The organism is Streptomyces sp. NPDC054834, assembly GCF_053611185.1.
The window spans coordinates 1-15,468 of record NZ_JBSGZV010000040.1 but is presented as its reverse complement, the minus strand read 5'-3'; the positions used below and the strand labels follow the sequence as shown (position 1 = coordinate 15,468).

The 15,468-nt window shown below is 71.4% G+C and carries 16 protein-coding genes and 2 pseudogenes; 12 read left to right on the top strand and 6 right to left on the bottom strand.

Annotation, left to right across the window (positions count from 1 at the left end; all coding sequences use genetic code 11):
- Positions 1–170: 170 nt before the first annotated feature.
- Entirely contained in the window at positions 171–1,052 is an 882-nt protein-coding gene (locus ACWGJM_RS36685; RefSeq protein WP_453416086.1) for a helix-turn-helix transcriptional regulator, read from the bottom strand.
- A 213-nt stretch (positions 1,053–1,265) separates the two neighbouring features.
- Between ACWGJM_RS36685 and ACWGJM_RS36680 the strand changes: the two genes are divergently transcribed.
- The 7 genes from ACWGJM_RS36680 (at position 1,266) to ACWGJM_RS36650 (ending at position 6,277) form a co-directional block, all read left to right on the top strand.
- A complete protein-coding gene (locus ACWGJM_RS36680) occupies positions 1,266–2,282 on the top strand; it encodes a zinc-dependent alcohol dehydrogenase family protein (protein ID WP_453416085.1) in 1,017 nt (338 codons plus the stop codon).
- A gap of 34 nt (positions 2,283–2,316) precedes the next feature.
- Positions 2,317–2,727, top strand: a complete 411-nt coding sequence (locus tag ACWGJM_RS36675; RefSeq protein ID WP_453416084.1) for a (R)-mandelonitrile lyase — start codon at positions 2,317–2,319, stop codon at positions 2,725–2,727.
- 246 nt (positions 2,728–2,973) lie between these two features.
- A complete protein-coding gene (locus tag ACWGJM_RS36670; RefSeq protein WP_453416083.1) occupies positions 2,974–3,321 on the top strand; it encodes a cyclophilin-like fold protein in 348 nt (115 codons plus the stop codon).
- Between the two features lie 31 nt (positions 3,322–3,352).
- The gene (locus tag ACWGJM_RS36665) at positions 3,353–4,618 is read left to right on the top strand and encodes an MFS transporter (protein ID WP_453416082.1); all 1,266 of its coding nucleotides are present in this window, start codon (positions 3,353–3,355) and stop codon (positions 4,616–4,618) included.
- Positions 4,619–4,660: 42 nt separating this feature from the next.
- Positions 4,661–5,428 carry a glucose 1-dehydrogenase gene (locus ACWGJM_RS36660; protein WP_453416081.1) on the top strand — a complete coding sequence of 256 codons (768 nt, stop codon included), beginning with the start codon at positions 4,661–4,663 and terminating at the stop codon, positions 5,426–5,428.
- Positions 5,429–5,729: 301 nt separating this feature from the next.
- The gene (locus tag ACWGJM_RS36655; protein WP_453416145.1) at positions 5,730–6,002 is read left to right on the top strand and encodes a hypothetical protein; all 273 of its coding nucleotides are present in this window, start codon (positions 5,730–5,732) and stop codon (positions 6,000–6,002) included.
- 50 nt (positions 6,003–6,052) lie between these two features.
- Complete coding sequence (locus ACWGJM_RS36650) at positions 6,053–6,277, top strand: hypothetical protein (RefSeq protein ID WP_453416080.1); 225 nt, start codon at positions 6,053–6,055, stop codon at positions 6,275–6,277.
- A gap of 58 nt (positions 6,278–6,335) precedes the next feature.
- On the opposite strand, the gene ACWGJM_RS36645 is transcribed toward ACWGJM_RS36650, so the two are convergent.
- From ACWGJM_RS36645 to ACWGJM_RS36630, 4 genes are all read right to left on the bottom strand, one after another.
- Positions 6,336–6,518 (bottom strand): hypothetical protein, encoded by a 183-nt coding sequence (locus ACWGJM_RS36645; protein ID WP_453416079.1) that lies wholly within the window; start codon positions 6,516–6,518, stop codon positions 6,336–6,338.
- 274 nt (positions 6,519–6,792) lie between these two features.
- Positions 6,793–7,620, bottom strand: coding sequence for a pentapeptide repeat-containing protein (locus tag ACWGJM_RS36640; RefSeq protein ID WP_453416078.1), 828 nt, complete (start codon positions 7,618–7,620; stop codon positions 6,793–6,795).
- Entirely contained in the window at positions 7,617–7,937 is a 321-nt protein-coding gene (locus ACWGJM_RS36635; protein WP_453416077.1) for a DUF6313 family protein, read from the bottom strand. The genes ACWGJM_RS36640 and ACWGJM_RS36635 overlap by 4 nt, the downstream gene beginning before the upstream one ends.
- Entirely contained in the window at positions 7,934–8,350 is a 417-nt protein-coding gene (locus tag ACWGJM_RS36630) for a DUF6313 family protein (protein WP_453416076.1), read from the bottom strand. The genes ACWGJM_RS36635 and ACWGJM_RS36630 overlap by 4 nt, the downstream gene beginning before the upstream one ends.
- Positions 8,351–8,593: 243 nt before the next feature.
- On the opposite strand from ACWGJM_RS36630, the pseudogene ACWGJM_RS36625 reads away from it, so the two are divergent.
- Together ACWGJM_RS36625 and ACWGJM_RS36620 are read left to right on the top strand one after the other, a co-directional pair.
- Positions 8,594–9,025: pseudogene (locus ACWGJM_RS36625) on the top strand (hypothetical protein); the annotation flags it as partial.
- Positions 9,026–9,160: 135 nt separating this feature from the next.
- A complete protein-coding gene (locus ACWGJM_RS36620; RefSeq protein ID WP_453416144.1) occupies positions 9,161–11,245 on the top strand; it encodes an ATP-binding SpoIIE family protein phosphatase in 2,085 nt (694 codons plus the stop codon).
- A 340-nt stretch (positions 11,246–11,585) separates the two neighbouring features.
- Here the strand turns inward: ACWGJM_RS36620 and ACWGJM_RS36615 are convergent, their stop codons facing one another.
- Positions 11,586–11,987 carry a hypothetical protein gene (locus ACWGJM_RS36615; protein WP_453416075.1) on the bottom strand — a complete coding sequence of 134 codons (402 nt, stop codon included), beginning with the start codon at positions 11,985–11,987 and terminating at the stop codon, positions 11,586–11,588.
- Positions 11,988–12,278: 291 nt separating this feature from the next.
- Between ACWGJM_RS36615 and ACWGJM_RS36610 the strand changes: the two genes are divergently transcribed.
- The 3 genes and pseudogenes from ACWGJM_RS36610 (at position 12,279) to ACWGJM_RS36600 (ending at position 15,398) form a co-directional block, all read left to right on the top strand.
- Positions 12,279–13,637, top strand: a complete 1,359-nt coding sequence (locus tag ACWGJM_RS36610) for a hypothetical protein (RefSeq protein ID WP_453416074.1) — start codon at positions 12,279–12,281, stop codon at positions 13,635–13,637.
- A 568-nt stretch (positions 13,638–14,205) separates the two neighbouring features.
- A pseudogene (locus ACWGJM_RS36605) lies at positions 14,206–14,571 on the top strand (transposase); the annotation flags it as partial.
- Between the two features lie 143 nt (positions 14,572–14,714).
- Positions 14,715–15,398 (top strand): alpha/beta fold hydrolase, encoded by a 684-nt coding sequence (locus ACWGJM_RS36600; protein ID WP_453416073.1) that lies wholly within the window; start codon positions 14,715–14,717, stop codon positions 15,396–15,398.
- Positions 15,399–15,468: the final 70 nt, after the last annotated feature.

Sequence of the window (15,468 nt, the reverse complement as noted above, 5' to 3'; positions counted from 1 at the left end):
TCTCGGCAGCCTTCCGGGCAGCGCGGGCGTTCTTTGAGCGACCTGCGGTACGAAGAGTTGTTTCCGCGGAGTGGGCCGAGGCAGTGCAGGGCTACTTTGCGGTTGTCGTCAGTCTGGAGGCTGGGGCCGGGGGAGAGAGCGGGCGGCGGGTGGAGTACTTGTCTGCCTGTTCACAGTCGCCTTGCCGACGTGTCGGCTTCTTGCGTCGCGGCCCAGGTGGCGAGCAGTCGCAGCCCCTCTTCGGAGGGTGAGCCGGGTTCGGCGGTGTAGATGGTGAGGGTGAGGCCGGGTTCTGCGGCCATCTCCAGTCCTTCGTAGGCGAGGGTGAGTTCGCCGACGGTGTGGTGGTGGAAGCGTTTGGTGCCGGTGCCGTGGTGGCGGACGTTGTGGGCGCCCCAGCGGGTACGGAACTCGTCGCTGCGGGTGGACAGTTCGCCGACGAGGTCGTGCAGGTCCTTGTCGTGGGGGTTGCGGCCGGCTTCGGTGCGCAGGATGGCGACGGCGATGTCCGCGGCCTCGTTCCAGTCGGGGTAGAAGCGGCGCGAGGCGGGGTCGAGGAAGTTGAACCGGGCCAGGTTCTCCTGGTTGTGGTGCGCGGCGTAGACGTCGGCGTAGAAGGCGTGGGCGAGCTGGTTGCCGGCGAGGATGTCCATGCGGCCGTTGCGGACGAAGGCGGGGCCGGCGGTGACGGCGTCCAGCACCCATTGCAGGCTGCGGTGCGGAGTCCATGGCCGGGCGGTACGTCGGCGGGGCCGGGTGAGGGCGGCGGAGCCGTCGGCGGCCTGTGCCAGGTTCAGCAGGTGGGCGCGTTCGGCGTCGTCGAGCTGGAGGGCGCGGGCGACGGCTTCGAGGACGGCCGGGGAGGCGCCGGTGAGGTGGCCGCGCTCCAGCTTGGAGTAGTACTCCACGCTCACATCGGCGAGGGCGGCGACCTCGCTGCGGCGCAGGCCGGGTACGCGCCGGCGGCGGCTGGAGGGCAGGCCCGCCTGCTCGGGGGTGATCTTTGCGCGCCGCGAGGTGAGGAACTCGCGGACCTCTGCCTGGTTGTCCACGCCTTCGACGGTACGTCCCGGCCGCGCCCATAGGGATGTACTGGCAGTACACCCCTTGATGGTGTCTCGCTACGCGCGCCGGGAGCCGGTTACCTGGATGACGTGGTGCTTTCCGTCCGCCCCTTCACGACGGGCGCGCACCTGGCCCTGCACTCGGCGACGGCTCCGGACATCCGGCGGCTGCACGCCTCGGCACGCAAAGGAATCCCTCTCATGCGCGGCGCAGTGATTCACGCCCCCGGCGACATCCGCTTCGAGACCCTGGACGACCCCACGCTCCTCCACCCGACCGACGCGATCATCCGGACGGCCGTGACCTGCGTGTGCGGCTCTGACCTGTGGCCTTATCGCGGCGCGGAGCAGGTCGGTGATCCGCATCCGATGGGGCACGAGTACGTCGGTTTCGTGGAGGAGGTCGGGTCCGAGGTCACCTCGGTGCGGCCGGGCCAGTTCGTCGTCGGTTCCTTCGCCACCTCGGACAACACCTGTCCGAACTGCCGTAACGGCTTCCAGTCGAACTGCCTGCACCGCGAGTTCATGTCCACCTGCCAGGCCGACTACGTGCGCATCCCCAACGCCCAGGGCACCCTGGTCGCCACCGACGGGGTGCCTGGTGAGGAGGTGTGGCCCGGTCTGCTGGCCGTCTCCGACGTCATGGGCACCGGCTGGTGGGCCGCCGAGGCCGCCGAGGTCAAGCCCGGTTCCACCGCCGTGGTCGTCGGCGACGGCGCGGTCGGCCTGTGCGCGGTGATCGCAGCGAAGGAGATGGGCGCGGAGCGGATCATCGCCATGTCCCGGCACGAGCCCCGCCAGAAGCTCGCCCGGGAGTTCGGCGCCACCGACATCGTCACCGAGCGCGGCGACGAGGGCGTAGCCCGGATCAAGGAGATGACCGGCGGAATCGGCGCCGACAGCGTGCTGGAGTGTGTCGGAACGGCCCAGGCCATGCAGCAGGCCCTGCACTCCGCCCGCCCGGGCGGCAACGTCGGCTTCGTCGGCGTCCCCCACGAGGTCGCCGTCGACGGCCAGGAGCTGTTCTTCTCCCACGTCGGCCTGCGCGGTGGCCCCGCCCCCGTGCGCCGCTACCTGCCCGACCTCATCGACCGCGTCCTTGACGGCCGGATCGCCCCGGGCAAGGTCTTCGACCTCACCCTGCCGCTGGACCAGGTCGCCGAGGGCTACAAGGCCATGGACGAGCGCCGCGCCATCAAGGCCCTCCTCACGCCCTGACCCGCCCTTCCCACCACCCATGCAAGGAGCAACCGTGCAGCTCACCCGCAGCTCGATCGACACCGTCAAGGGCCCCGCCGACTGGTTCACCGGTGATGTCTACATCGACGCCGTCGCCGCCGCGCCGGCCCCGTCCCGGGTCACCGCGTCCCTGGTGCACTTCATGCCCGGCGCCCGCACCCACTGGCACCGCCACCCGCTGGGCCAGACCGTCTTCGTCACCGAAGGCATCGGCCTGTGCCAGCGCCGCGGCGGCCCGGTCGAAGTCATCCGGCCCGGCGATCGCGTCCTGTTCGAGGCCGATGAGGAGCACTGGCACGGCGCCGCGCCGAACCGGCTGATGGTCCACGTGGCCATCAACGAGGGCGACGCCGACCACGCCGTCGTGCACTGGCTGAACCCCGTCACCGACGAGGAGTACGCCGCCGCCCCGGCCACCAGCTGAACCCGGCGCCGGGCCGCCACGCCCACAAGCGGTCTCCGGATTGCCGCGTTCACGGTTGGGCGGCTTGTTCGGCCCCGCCGAGTGAAGTGAGACAGGACCGTGCTTCGCGCCCTACTTCGTACCCTCATCCCTCCCGTGCTGGTACTGGCCGTGACGGCCTGCAATCCGTCGTCGCCGACCCCCTCCTCCTCGCACCAGTCGACTTCGATGCCCGGCACATCCGTACCGTCCGACAGGGGCCACGCCATGCGCATTCGCCTGACGATCGACGGCCACGAAACCCACGCCACACTCAACGGCAGCCCAGCCGCCCGCGACCTGGCGAGCCTGCTTCCGCTCACCCTGGAGCTGGAGGACTTCCACGGCACCGAGCGGATCGGCTATCCGCCGCGCGAGCTCTCCACCGACGGCGCCCCCCAGCCGTCCGCGGCCAAGGCCGGAGACCTCGCCTACTACGCGCCGTGGGGCAACCTGGCCTTCTTCTACCAGGACGGCCCCGTCCCCTCGGCCGACCTCCTGATCCTCGGCCACCTCGACGCTCCCGCCGAGCAACTGGCCCGGGCCGAGCGGATCACCCTCGCGCCCGCCACCTGACCAGACCCCAACCGCATGGAGGAAATACCTCATGCCCCACCCCGCCGCTCCCGCGTCGGGCAAGCTGCCCTTCGTCGTGTGGGTGCTCGCCGCCGGTACCTTCCTGATGGGCACCACCGAGTTCGTCATCGCCGGGATCCTCCCGGACATCGCCCCCGACCTCGGCGCCAGCGTCTCCCACGCCGGGCTGCTGATCACGGCCTTCGCCGTCGGCATGATCGTCGGCGGGCCGACCATGGCCCTGGCCACACTGCGCCTGCCCCAGCGCCTCACCCTCGTTCTGGCCTTGGCGGTCTTCACCGCCGGTCACGTCGTCGCGGCCCTCACCAGTTCCTTCACCGTCGTCCTGGCCGCCCGATTCGTCACCGCACTGGCCACCGGCGCGTTCTGGGCCGTCGGCTTCGTCATCGCCACCACCGCCGCCGGCCCCGCGAACGCCACCCGGGCCGTCAGCGTGATGATGGGCGGTCTGACCCTGGCCAACGTCGTCGGCGTCCCCGCCGGCACCCTGGCCGGGCGCGTCACCGGCTGGCGCGGACTGTTCTGGGCCCTGGCCGCACTCGCCGCCCTCGCCGCCCTGGTGATCGGCCGCTTCATCCCCCGCACGGAGCAGCGGCGCGTCCAGGTGTCCGTGCGCAGCGAGATCCAGGCACTACGGCAGGGCCGGCTATGGCTGGCGCTGGCCGCAGCCGCCCTGATCATGGGCGGTGTCCTCGCCACCTACACCTACATCACCCCGCTGCTGACCGACCGGGCCGGCATCCCGGCCGGTGCCGTGCCGCTGGTCCTGATCGCCTTCGGCGCCGGCGCCCTGGGCGGCACCGCGATGGGCGGCCGGTTCGGCGACCGCCGCCCGATGGCCACGACGATCCCGGCCGCCGCAGCGACCGCGCTGGCCCTGCTCGTGCTGATCCCGCTGTCCGCCAACCCGGCCGCCGCCGTCGTCCTGATCTTCCTCATGGCACTGGCCGGGTTCACGATCAACCCGGTCGTCACCGCCCTCGCCGTCCGCTTCGCCGGCGACGCGCCCACCCTGACCTCGGCGCTGACCACGTCCGCCTACAACACCGGCATCGCCGCCGGCTCCGCCCTCGCCGGACAGGCCCTCGCCTCTTCCCTCAGCGTGACCGGGCCCGCCCTGGTCGGCGCCGTCTTCGCGGGCCTGACTCTGCTGCCGCTGATCACTCTGGCAACCGTCGCCAAGCACAGCACGACCCGCATCGTCGCCCAGAGCACCCCCGCCGCTCAGGCTCCAGTCCCGCGCAAGAGCGCTCAAGCGGCAACAACGCGCCCCTGAACCCGTCCGCCCATCCCGCACCCCACCCACCGGGAGAAACCCGTGAACCCCACCTACGACTTCACCGGCCAGGTCGCCTTCGTCACCGGCGCCAGCTCCGGGATGGGCTTGGCCGCCGCCCAAGCTTTCGCCGCCTCCGGCGCCGCCGTCGCCCTCGCCGACATCGACGAGACGGCCGTGAACGAGGCAGCGAAGGACCTTACCGACGCGGGCCACCAGGCCCTCGACCTGGTCTGTGACGTCACCGACGAGGACCAGGTCGCGGCCGCCGTCGACCGCACGGTGGAGACCTTCGGACGCCTCGACATGGCCTACAACAACGCGGGCATCCAGGTCCCGCCCACCGACGCCGCCGACGAACCCCTCGACCAGTTCGAGAAGGTCCACGCCATCAACCTGCGCGGCATCTGGGCCGCGATGAAACACGAACTGCGCCACATGCGCACCCAAGGCAGCGGCGCCATCGTCAACTGCTCCTCCCTCGGCGGCCTCGTCGGAATCCCGGGCCGCGCCTCTTACCACTCCTCCAAGCACGGCGTGATCGGCCTGACCACCAGCGCAGCCCTCGAATATGCCCCGCGCGGAATCCGCATCAACGCCATCTGCCCCGGCACCATCGACACCCCCATGGTCAGCAACATGATCGCCAAGGGAGAACTCGACCGCGCGGAAGCCGAAGGCAACCAGCCCATCGGCAGGCTCGGCACCGCCGACGAGATGGCGCAGGCAGTCCTGTGGCTGTGCAGCCCCGGCGCGAGCTTCGTCATCGGTGTCGCCCTCCCCGTCGACGGGGGCTACACCGCCCAGTAGCCACTCGCTCGGCGTCTCTTCGCGGTTGCTTCCTTCATCTGGTCGTCGGTGCGCGTGCTGTGCCAGATGCTGCCCTCCCACTTCACGGCCGAGCGGCTACGGCGTCTCGGGGCCGCCTTCACCGCGGCGGCCAGACCACCGGCAGGCGCCCGGCGCGCCGCCCCGACCATGGGCCCGCCACGACGTCCGCGCCTACGGTCGCGGCACCACCAAGGGCGGGGTCATCATGCTCACGAGGTCGCTCGCACTGAACCTCGCCAAGGTCGGCATCCGCGTCAGTGGTGGCTGCAAGGCTGAACGGATGGACCGTGATGACGAGCAGCTGCTGCGCCGCCGGGTCTACGGCGCCGACTACGACCACCCGGGCCCGCGGCCAGACCGGCTCTACGCCGAGCTGGTCGGCGGGCCGCTGGACGGCCTGCTGCTCGACATCACCGGCTGGACGCAGACGGAAGTCGACACCGGCGTGTCCCTCCAGACAGAGCTGGGGCAGTTCGGCTCCGATGGGCAGGCGCTGTACGACCCGCGCCCCGGCGACCCGACCCGCTGGGACTGGGGTGGTGACACTCCCTGACCGCCCCGGCCGACTCGCCGCGCGATCCCGTCAAGGGCACGCTGGGAGGCGTGACCAGCGTACCGATCATCGTGCACCGGCCCGTCGGAACGGGCGGCCGGAGAGTCACCGTGCACCGTCACGGCCGGGACGAAGTCCTCGGCACCGCCTACAGCGACCACGACCTGGTCGTGTTCCTCGAAGGCGCCGGCGTCGCCGACCCCGAGGCCATCCTGGACGACCCTGAGTGGGTGGAGTGGCGCGGCGGCCACGCCCACGAGTTCCACGCCGCCTGACGTCCGAGAGAGGCGGTGGGGCCGGGCGCAGCAGGTGCACTCGGTGCCCCGCCGATGGTCAGCCGATCAGCTTGTGCAGCACTGGAACGCTGCCTCCAGCGGCCGCCAGGCCCGTCGCGACGGCCGCGGGCACGGACTTGTCGTGGAGGAGCATGAGCCCGCCCATGACGAGGCCGATGATGACGGCCGCCAGGAACACCACGGCGGCGTGCACCGACAGCAGCGGGGCCTCCGACGGCACCCCCGTGCTGGGCGGGCCGGGCGGTGATGGCGATATCCGAATCTCCCCACCCGGTGCTCGGGGTGGCTCGGAGTTGCTCGGCTTGAATCCCCAGCAAACCTGCGCTGACCTGCGGACGGGCGCCACAAGGGAGGGGCCGCCCGATAGCCGAAAAGGACAAGGCCCTTCCAGCGGTGAAGCGGCATGGGGATCACTTTGCGTTTCCGTTCCGGGCCTGTGAGAGCAGCTGGACCACGACGTCGTCGGTGCAACCGTGAAGACGCGGACGCCGTCGTCAGCGCACGGGGCTCGGCGTACGAGGGGCCGGCGCGGGATCCGCGCTCCGGTCCCGGCTCTCGTCGTCGCCCACGCGGTAGACGCCCGGCGCGATGCTGACGGAGTTGTCGAGCACCTCACGGCCGAGGTCCGGCTGGGCCTGGGGCCATCGGGTGCTCGTCGACCACCTGGCGCCTCTGAGGTCGTCGATGTCCAGCCGGCCGGACACCGTGCCCAGGTCCGCGCCCGCGAGGTCGCAGTTCCGCAGGTCGGCGAAGTCGATCGCCGCACCGCTCAGCACCGCCCCGGTCAGGTCGGCCTCCGTGAGGACGGCCCCCCGCAGATCGGCAGAGGTCAGATCCGCCGCGTGCAGGGACGCCGATTCCAGCCGGGCCCTGGAGAGATCCGTACCCACGAGCCGCGCGTCGTCGAGGACCGCGCCGCTGAGGTCGCAGCGGGCGAGGTGGGCTCCCGACAGGTCCGCACCGGTCAGATCGGCACCGGTCAGCGCCGACGCGTCGAGCCGGGCCCCGCGCAGGTCCGAGAAACCGAGGTTGGTCCGGCTCAGATCCGCCCCTTCGAGATCGGCGTCCGGCAGCCGGACGTGGTACAGGTTGCCGCCCGCCAGGTCGGCTCCCCGTAGGCGCACGCCCCGCTCGCCGCCTTCCTCCTCCGGCTCGCGCGGCCGCAGGGCCTCGGCGAGCCGAGTCACCTCGCTGTCGGCCAGCGCTTCGTCACCATGACGGGCGATGGCCTCGGCGGCGGAGGCCCGGCCGTCCTCCGGGCTGTCCGGAGAGGCCAGATAGAGAAGTTCCCTCAGCAGCTGCTCCGTTGTCCTCTTCGTCATCGTGGCTCCATCATGGGCCGGGGTGCGCGGGGCGGACTCTGCGGTGAGGCGATCGCGCACAGGGGGCACCGGGTGGCGGCCGGTGATCGCAGCAACGACAGTCCGAGGTTCAGTGCCTCCTGTTCGGCGGTCCGTAACGCGTCCCGCCGCTTGAGTCCTTCCATGTCGCTGCTCTGCAGCAGCTTGTTGACCAGCCGTTCCCAGTGGTCCTCGGCCAGGCTCCAGTCGCCGTCGTGCCAGGTGCTGGCGAACTTCTCGACGAACTCGGCGGGCGCCCCGCCCTCCTCGTGGAGCTCGTACAGGGATCGCACGCTCATCCCCCGTCGGCGTTCGACGGCGCGGTGGAACTCCGCCTCAGCTCTTCGAGTATCTCCGACAGCTCCCGCGTGCGGTGCGCCTGGATCTGGGCCGTCACCACATACCCGACGGCCCCTCCCACGAACGCCGGGATCGCCGCCCACCCCGCGATCGACAGGGGCCACGCGGCCCACTGGGGACGGGCGTCTCCCGGTGAGGCGATGCCTATGAGCACGTTGTAGGCGTCGGTCCAGCCCATCAGCGCACCGTTGAGGACGTACAGGCCGCAGAAGACCACCAGGACGGGAACGGCGCGCAGCAGGAGCCAGCGGTGCAGCCGCGACAGCGCGTCCCTCGACCGCCACCAGCGCGAGACCCGGCGGCGCAGGCCAGGGTGCGGAGGAGGCTGGATGGCGGGCGTCCCTGAGGTCACACATCCGAAGGTAGCCGATGCTCAGGCGCTGGACACCGGTGCGTCGTCCGCAGGGCGGTCGAGCAGGGCGGTCAACTTGTGCGGCCACCAAGGAGGTTGACGTACGGTCCGCCTGCTTCACGGCTGGACAGAACCGCCGGCCTCCCCGAGGATGAGGGGCACCGGGCTGCGGGAGACACGCCGGCACCGGACGCCGTACCGGACGCGGCGGAGAACCGATGTGGCCAGCCGTGCGGAGAGGCGATGCTGCCGGACCCCAAGAGCTTCCTGGCACCCGCCGTCCGTCGCCTCGCCCGGGCCGACGGTCCGGCGCAAACCGCGCGGGAACTCTGCTCGGTGACGGTGCCTCACGTCGCGGACGCCGTCGTCATCTACCTCGCCGCCCGCCCGGGCAGCGGTGGCGTCCGGCCCGTGGACGGCCTGGTGGAGCTGCGGCTGAGCGGGAGCGGCTTCCGGCGCTCGCGGACTCCCTCGCCCGGCCCCGCCACGGCGCCCCATCCGACGCAGGCTCTCATGAGGGCCAGGTTGCGCACGATGGGCCCGTCGGCGGCCTCTTCCGTGCTGCGGGTCGCCGAGACCGTCATCGACGACCCGGCAGGCTGCGCCGCTCTCGGCATCACCGAACTCGCTCACCTCACCGGCACCAGCGAGGCGGCCGTCGTCCGCGCTGCCCGCGTGCTCGGCTACTCCGGCTACCGGGATCTGCGGTCCGCGCTCGCCGAGATGTCCGCCCAGCCAGGGCCGCCGGGCCCGGCTCCCGAAGGCAGTGCGGAATGGCGCTTCGCACCGCAGGAGGGGCTGGGCGGCGCGATGGGCGGGGCCGCTCGCCCGGACGTCTCGGTGGCACCGTCCGGCATCCTGGCCAAGGTCCTGCAGGCGGGTGAGCCCCTGGGCAGGGACTCCGGTGAGCTGGATCCGGCGCTGCGCGAGTTGCTGGGGCCGAACCCCCGTCTGCCGAGGGGGGATCGCCTCCTCCTCGCCCCCCTGGTCGCTCCGCATCCGCGGGGCGTGGTCGGCGCCGCCGTGTTCCTGCGGCGCCCGGATCGGGACGCCTTTCACCCGGAGCACAGGCATCTGGTCGGTGAGCTCTCGACGCACGCCGCGCTCGGTGCGAGCCAGGAACCCGCCACCTCGCCGCCGGCAGTCACACGAGAGGCGGCACCACCGCCCGCCCCGGCGCCGGGAAGCACCGTCACGCCGATGCGGCGGGACGGGGACCGGATCAGGTTCGTCGGGGCGGCGACCCGGCGGATCGCGCGCGGCATCGACCTGGACGAGATCGTGCTGGGGCTGTGCCGGGCCACCACCCCCACCTTCTCCGACGCGATCCTCGTCTACCTGCGCGACCCGCTGCCCGTGGGCGACGAACGACCCACCGGCGCCCTGGTGCTGCGGATGCGCCGCACCGACCAGTACCCGGCGGAGGAGGCCGAAGGCGGTCTCCCGTTCCTGGAGCTGACGTCCTTCGCCGCCGAGCTGTGCGAGGTGCGGCCGGGCAGCGCGCTGGTCGAGGTGCTGCGCGGCGTGCGGCCGGTGTTCACCGACGCGCCCGCCGCGCGTGCCGCGCTGCCCGAGCTGCTCGGGGACGGCGAGGGATTCACCGTGCCGGGCGGACAGCGCGCGATCCTCGCGCCGCTGCGCGGCCGGCGCCGGGTCATCGGCGCGGCGCTGTTCCTGCGCCGCCCCGAACGCATCCCCTTCGAAGCCGACGACCTGCTGGTGGCAGCCCAGCTCGCCACCCACAGCGCCCTCGGCATCGACAAGGCCGTCCTCTACGGCCGCGAGGCCTACATCGCCGACGAACTCCAGCGCACCATGCTGCCGGAGACCCTGCCCCGCCCCACCGGCGTGCGCCTGGCCTCCCGCTACCTGCCGGCCGCCGAGACCGCCCGCGTCGGCGGCGACTGGTACGACGCCATCCCCCTGCCCGGCAGCCGGGTCGCCCTTGTCGTCGGCGACGTCATGGGCCACTCCATGACCTCCGCCGCGATCATGGGCCAGCTGCGCACCACCGCCCAGACCCTCGCCGGCCTCGACCTGCCGCCCCAGGAAGTCCTCCACCACCTCGACGAGCAGGCCCAACGCCTCGGCGCCGACCGCATGGCCACCTGCCTGTACGCCGTCTACGACCCGGTCTCCCACCGCATCACCATCGCCAACGCCGGCCACCCCCCGCCCATCCTGCTGCACACGGGCGGACTGGCCGACGTCCTGAGCGTCCCCACCAGCGCGCCGATCGGCGTCGGCGGTGTCGACTTCGAAGCCGTGGAGATCGACGCGCCCGCCGGGGCGACCCTGCTCCTCTACACCGACGGCCTCGTCGAATCCCGCCTGCGGGACGTCTGGACCGGCATGGAACAACTATGCGAAAAACTCCAGGCCATCGCCCGGCTGACCGGCCCGGACCATCCCCCACCCCTCGAAGCCCTGTGCGACGAGGTGCTGAACATCCTCGGCCCGGGCGACCGGGACGACGACATAGCCCTGCTGGCCGCCCGCTTCGAGGGCATCGCGCCCACCGATGTCGCCCACTGGTTCCTCGAACCGGTTGACGCCGCCCCCGGCCGCGCCCGCCGCCTGGTCCGCGGCGCCCTGGCCCGCTGGGGTCTGGAGGAGCTCAGTGACTCGGTGGAGCTGCTGGTCAGCGAAATCGTCACCAACGCCGTCCGCTGCGCCTCCCGCCCGGTCGGCATCCGCCTGCTGCGCACCGACGTCCTGCGCTGCGAAGTCGGCGACGACGTCCCCGAGCTCCCCCGCCTGAGACAGGCACGGGTCACCGACGAAGGCGGACGCGGCCTCTACCTCGTCAACCGCCTCGCCCGCCGCTGGGGAGCGACCCGGCTCAGCACCGGCAAGGTCGTGTGGTTCGAGGTCGCCCACGGCGGCACATACTAGGCACCATCATGCTCGCGGCAGTGGCTGCTCCGTCCAGATGACCTTGCCGTAGGGCGTGTCGGCCCCCGCCGCCCGGATCACCGGCCGCGGAAGCGGCACCGACCCGGCTTTGATGGAACGGCTCACCGCACAAGTCCTCGACGGCGACACAGTGCTGGACGACCTGGCCCGCCAGGCTCAGCACGGCACCGGCGACGTCGTGGCCCAGCTGCTCTCACAGGCCCGGAACGGAAACGCAACCGGTCGAACCGCCGCGCTCGCATCAATATCGCGCTCTCGGAGAAGCGCTATGCGGCGCGGCCGTGGCGGAGGCCTCTTCCTGGCAGCGGCGGCTGGCTCCTCACTGCTGGACGAGCTGAACCTTGGGGTGCGTGTCGTCGCCGGCGAGCACGGCATCGACGGTCTGGGTGAACTCGACGAGTTTTTCGGCGCCCAGCCCGGCGGCCGTGCGCAGCGGACCCTCCGAGGCAACCAGCCACGACTGGTAATCGCGCAGGAATTCCCGGAACTGCACGACACGCCCGTCGTCGGTCAGATAGTCGTCGGCGCACACGTCTGTGAGGCCGTTGGGCTGCCGCCCGATCGACCTCAGCCAGAAGGCCTGCCATTCGCGCAGCCACGGCACCGCGCGATAGGTGGGGTTGGCCTCGACGTACATCGCCGCCAGCGCCATGAACGTCTCTTGCTGGACGTCGTGCGCGTGTGCCCAGCGCTCGCGGAACCTGAACATCGACCAGCTCAAGGGAGGTCCGCCTTTCCGTGTCCAGGCCGGCCCTGCAGACCGGTTCCCTGTGGTGGCCGTTGCCGAACGGCCCGCATCCGGCAGTAGCTCACGTACAGCGCCACCGACCGTGGCATTCACGGTAGCCGCCAGACCCCACGGCTCCCGCGCATTTTCCGGCACGCCGGTTCCGTCGCGGCCGCACCAGAGCACCGGAACTCCATCGAGATCGGTGAGCGGGACCCCCAAGGCCCCCTGGACGCTCGGGTGTTCGAGTAGGGTGAGCGCCTCCAGAGCGGCAAGGGGGACTCGATGGCTTCGTCGGCCGACGGCTGGCAGTCGCGGGTGTACGAGCTCTACCAGCAAGGCGTGGCGGCCCGCGCGCAGGCTCAGCGAGCCGAAGGCGCGGAGCGCCGTCGGCTCGTTCTGCGGTCGCTGGACCAGCACAGCCAGGCGGCAGGGATCCTGCGCGCGGAGCTGGCCAACCGGCCGGACGAACCGCGGCTGAACGAACAGCTCGCGTCGCTGCTGTACTCCATGGGGTCCTCACAGATCGCCGTGGACCTGATCGAAGAGGCCCTGTCGTCACTCGATGAATGCGAGAGCTGCTACAAGCGATCCGGGCCCACGTCACCGGAGCTGGCGGCACGGATCGGCGATGTCCGTGTACGCCGTGCCACGGCCCACTCCTTCGCCGGACACGCGGCTTCCGCACTCACCGACGCCGACCTGGCCGTGGAGGCGTACGTAGGAGCTGGGTTGCAGGCCGCGGGGCCTCCCTTCTCGCTTGACTTCGCCCGCCTGCTCAGCATGGTCGCGGTCGTTCAGGCACAGCACGGTGACCCGGACCAGGCGCTGTACTGTGCCGGACAGGCCCTGAGCCGGTACCAGGACGCGATCGACACCGTGGTCGCCGACCCCGGTGCGCACCTCGGCTACGCCGCCGACATGGCCGCGGAGGTGGCCTCCCGAATCGAGGCCGCCTATGGCAACTGGGACTACGCCCTGGCCGTGGACGGCTTCACGCTGAGCACCGCCGAGCAGGGCTGGGGCGACCTCGCGGGTGCGCTGGCCCGCACAGGTGTGCACCTGCGCGCCGCGGGACGCCCAGCTGATGCAGCGCCGTTGCTCGCCCGGGCGGCCTCCCTCGATCCAGACGCCGTACCGGCCCAGAAGCGCATCCTGGCCGACGGGGTACCGGTCACTCTCGGCGAGGCGGTTCTGCGAGCGGGAGCGGCCTTGGGCGAGCCCGTCGAGGCCCTGCACCGTGCCCTCGCCTTCGGCGAGTCCGCCTCGGTGACGGGCCGGTTGCCGCATCCGGAGGCGGCCCCACCGCATGCCCGACGCCTGGGCCAACTGGCAGCGGGTCTGTGGCAGTCGGAGCGTGATCCGGATGTCGCCTGGCGGCTCGCGCTGGAAAGCCACTTGTTGTACTACACCGCCTTTCGGCACTTCGTGGGAGATCCGCGGAACTGGCTGCGGGAGCACGGCGAGGGGTGGGCGCAGACCGGGATCACCGCCCTGAGTCTGGCCCTTGCGGACGGCAGCGGGGCGGCCTACGACGACCTGTGCCGCCCGCTGGCAGCGCTGTCCGGGCACCTGGAGGAACTGGCGAAGGCGGGCCACCCCGTTGCCGCGGCTGCGGAGCTCGCGCGGATGACAGCAGGATGAGCCCCCGGGCCGGACCATTGCCGTTCAGCCGTCGGCTCGGTGCTGACGGCTGAAAAGATCTCCGGCTCCTTGCCGTGGAGACGTACGAGACCCAGCGTCTTCAGCCGCACGAGACACTCCCGCACGGCATCGGCCGACGCGCCCAGCCGCGTCGCCCGACCGGGCAAGTACCTCTGGTGGCCCACTCAAGCATGCGGCTGCTTCATGCGTTGAGAAAAAGACCGGGCCCCTCGCCACGGGGGAAGGTGAGGGGCCCGGTAACTCCACGATGCCACAGGCCTGTGAACTGAAGGAGTGCCTTCGGTATTGCGTCTGGCCTTCGCGGAGCGCAGGGATGAGGGGCGAGCCCGATCCCGCTGCCGCCCCTCACGCGCGGGCGCCGTGTAGAGCGGTCAGTGCCGGCCGGCGTCCTTGAGGGACTCCTTGGCCTCGCGGGCTTTGCCCGTAGCCTGGGCCGCGCGCCCTTTGGCGAGTGATCGTCGCTGCATGACTGCGGTGCATCAGATGCCGGAGAGGGGGAAGCGCGCATCGCGCACACATGCCCCTCATCCCGTGGAATTAACTCCTCGAGTCCTGGGAAAAGAAGTACCCGGCGATCGTGAAGCTGTGGTTGGACGCCTGGGCGGAGTTCGTCCCCTTCCTCGCTTACGACGTGGAGATCCGCGAAGTCATATGTGCAGCGAGCGCGATTGAGTCGGTGAAGCCCGCATCCGCAAGGCCGTGCGGGCCCGCGGGCACTTCCGGGTCGAAGCCGCCGCCTTCAAATGCGTCTACCTCACTCGCACTGAGGAGCCTGGACCCAACCGCGTGGGCCGACGCAGGTGGACCATGTGCTGGAAGGCACCGCTGAACGCCTTCCAGATCCCCCTTCGACGGCCGGTTGAGCCCGGGCAACCGCCGACCACTCAACAACCTGTCCCAGCCGTCAAGTTGACACTCCATCATCGAAGGACTCCCGGTCGGTGATATTCCGTCATGAAACCGACCTGCCAGGAGTGCGTGCCGGCCGCCGGGAACAGCCGTGACGTGCCGTCACGGAACGTACGCGTGACGTTGCGCTTCGCTTATGATGACGTGGTGAAGTTCGTGTTGGTGCCGGGTGGTTGGCAGGGTGGGTGGGCGTTCGACGCGGTGGCGGCCGAGCTGCGCCGCGAAGGTCACCACGTCGAGGCGGTGACCCTGACAGGACTGGAGTCGGACGGCCCGGCCGACGTGGACCGACCGCCGAATCTCGACACCCATATCGACCAGGTGGCCGAGATCATCGACAGCGGCGGTGAAGGGCCCATCGCGCTGTGCGGGCACAGCTACGGCGGGATGGTGATCGCCGGTGTCGCGGACCGGCTCGGCGACCGCCTCGATCAGCTCGTCTTCATCGATGCCTACGTCCCCGAGGACGGTGATTCGTGCTGGTCCCTGACCAGTGACCACTTCCGGCACCTGTTCATGGCCGGTGCCCGCGACGACGGTCGCTGGGTCGCGGTCCCCTGCGGGGCCGACCCGCGCGCGCGACCGCACCCGCTGGCGAGCTTCCTCCAGGCGCTCAGACTGCGGAGCGGTCCCGGACGCGCGGTCGGCCGCACGTTCATCAGCGGTGGCGCGTGGCCGGGCAGCCCGTTCGCAGCCGTGACCGAACGGCTGCGCCACGACTCGGGCTGGCGGGTGCACGAGATTCCCGTCGGCCACAACATCGCCCGTCACGATCCGAGCGGTCTCGCAGCAGTCCTCGGGGCGCTCCCGCCGGCCGGCGGGAGCGCGTGACGCGGATGCGCGGTCCTGACCGGGAGCCGGCACTCGGCACGCCACGGCGGCGGCCCGCGGGTCACTCGCG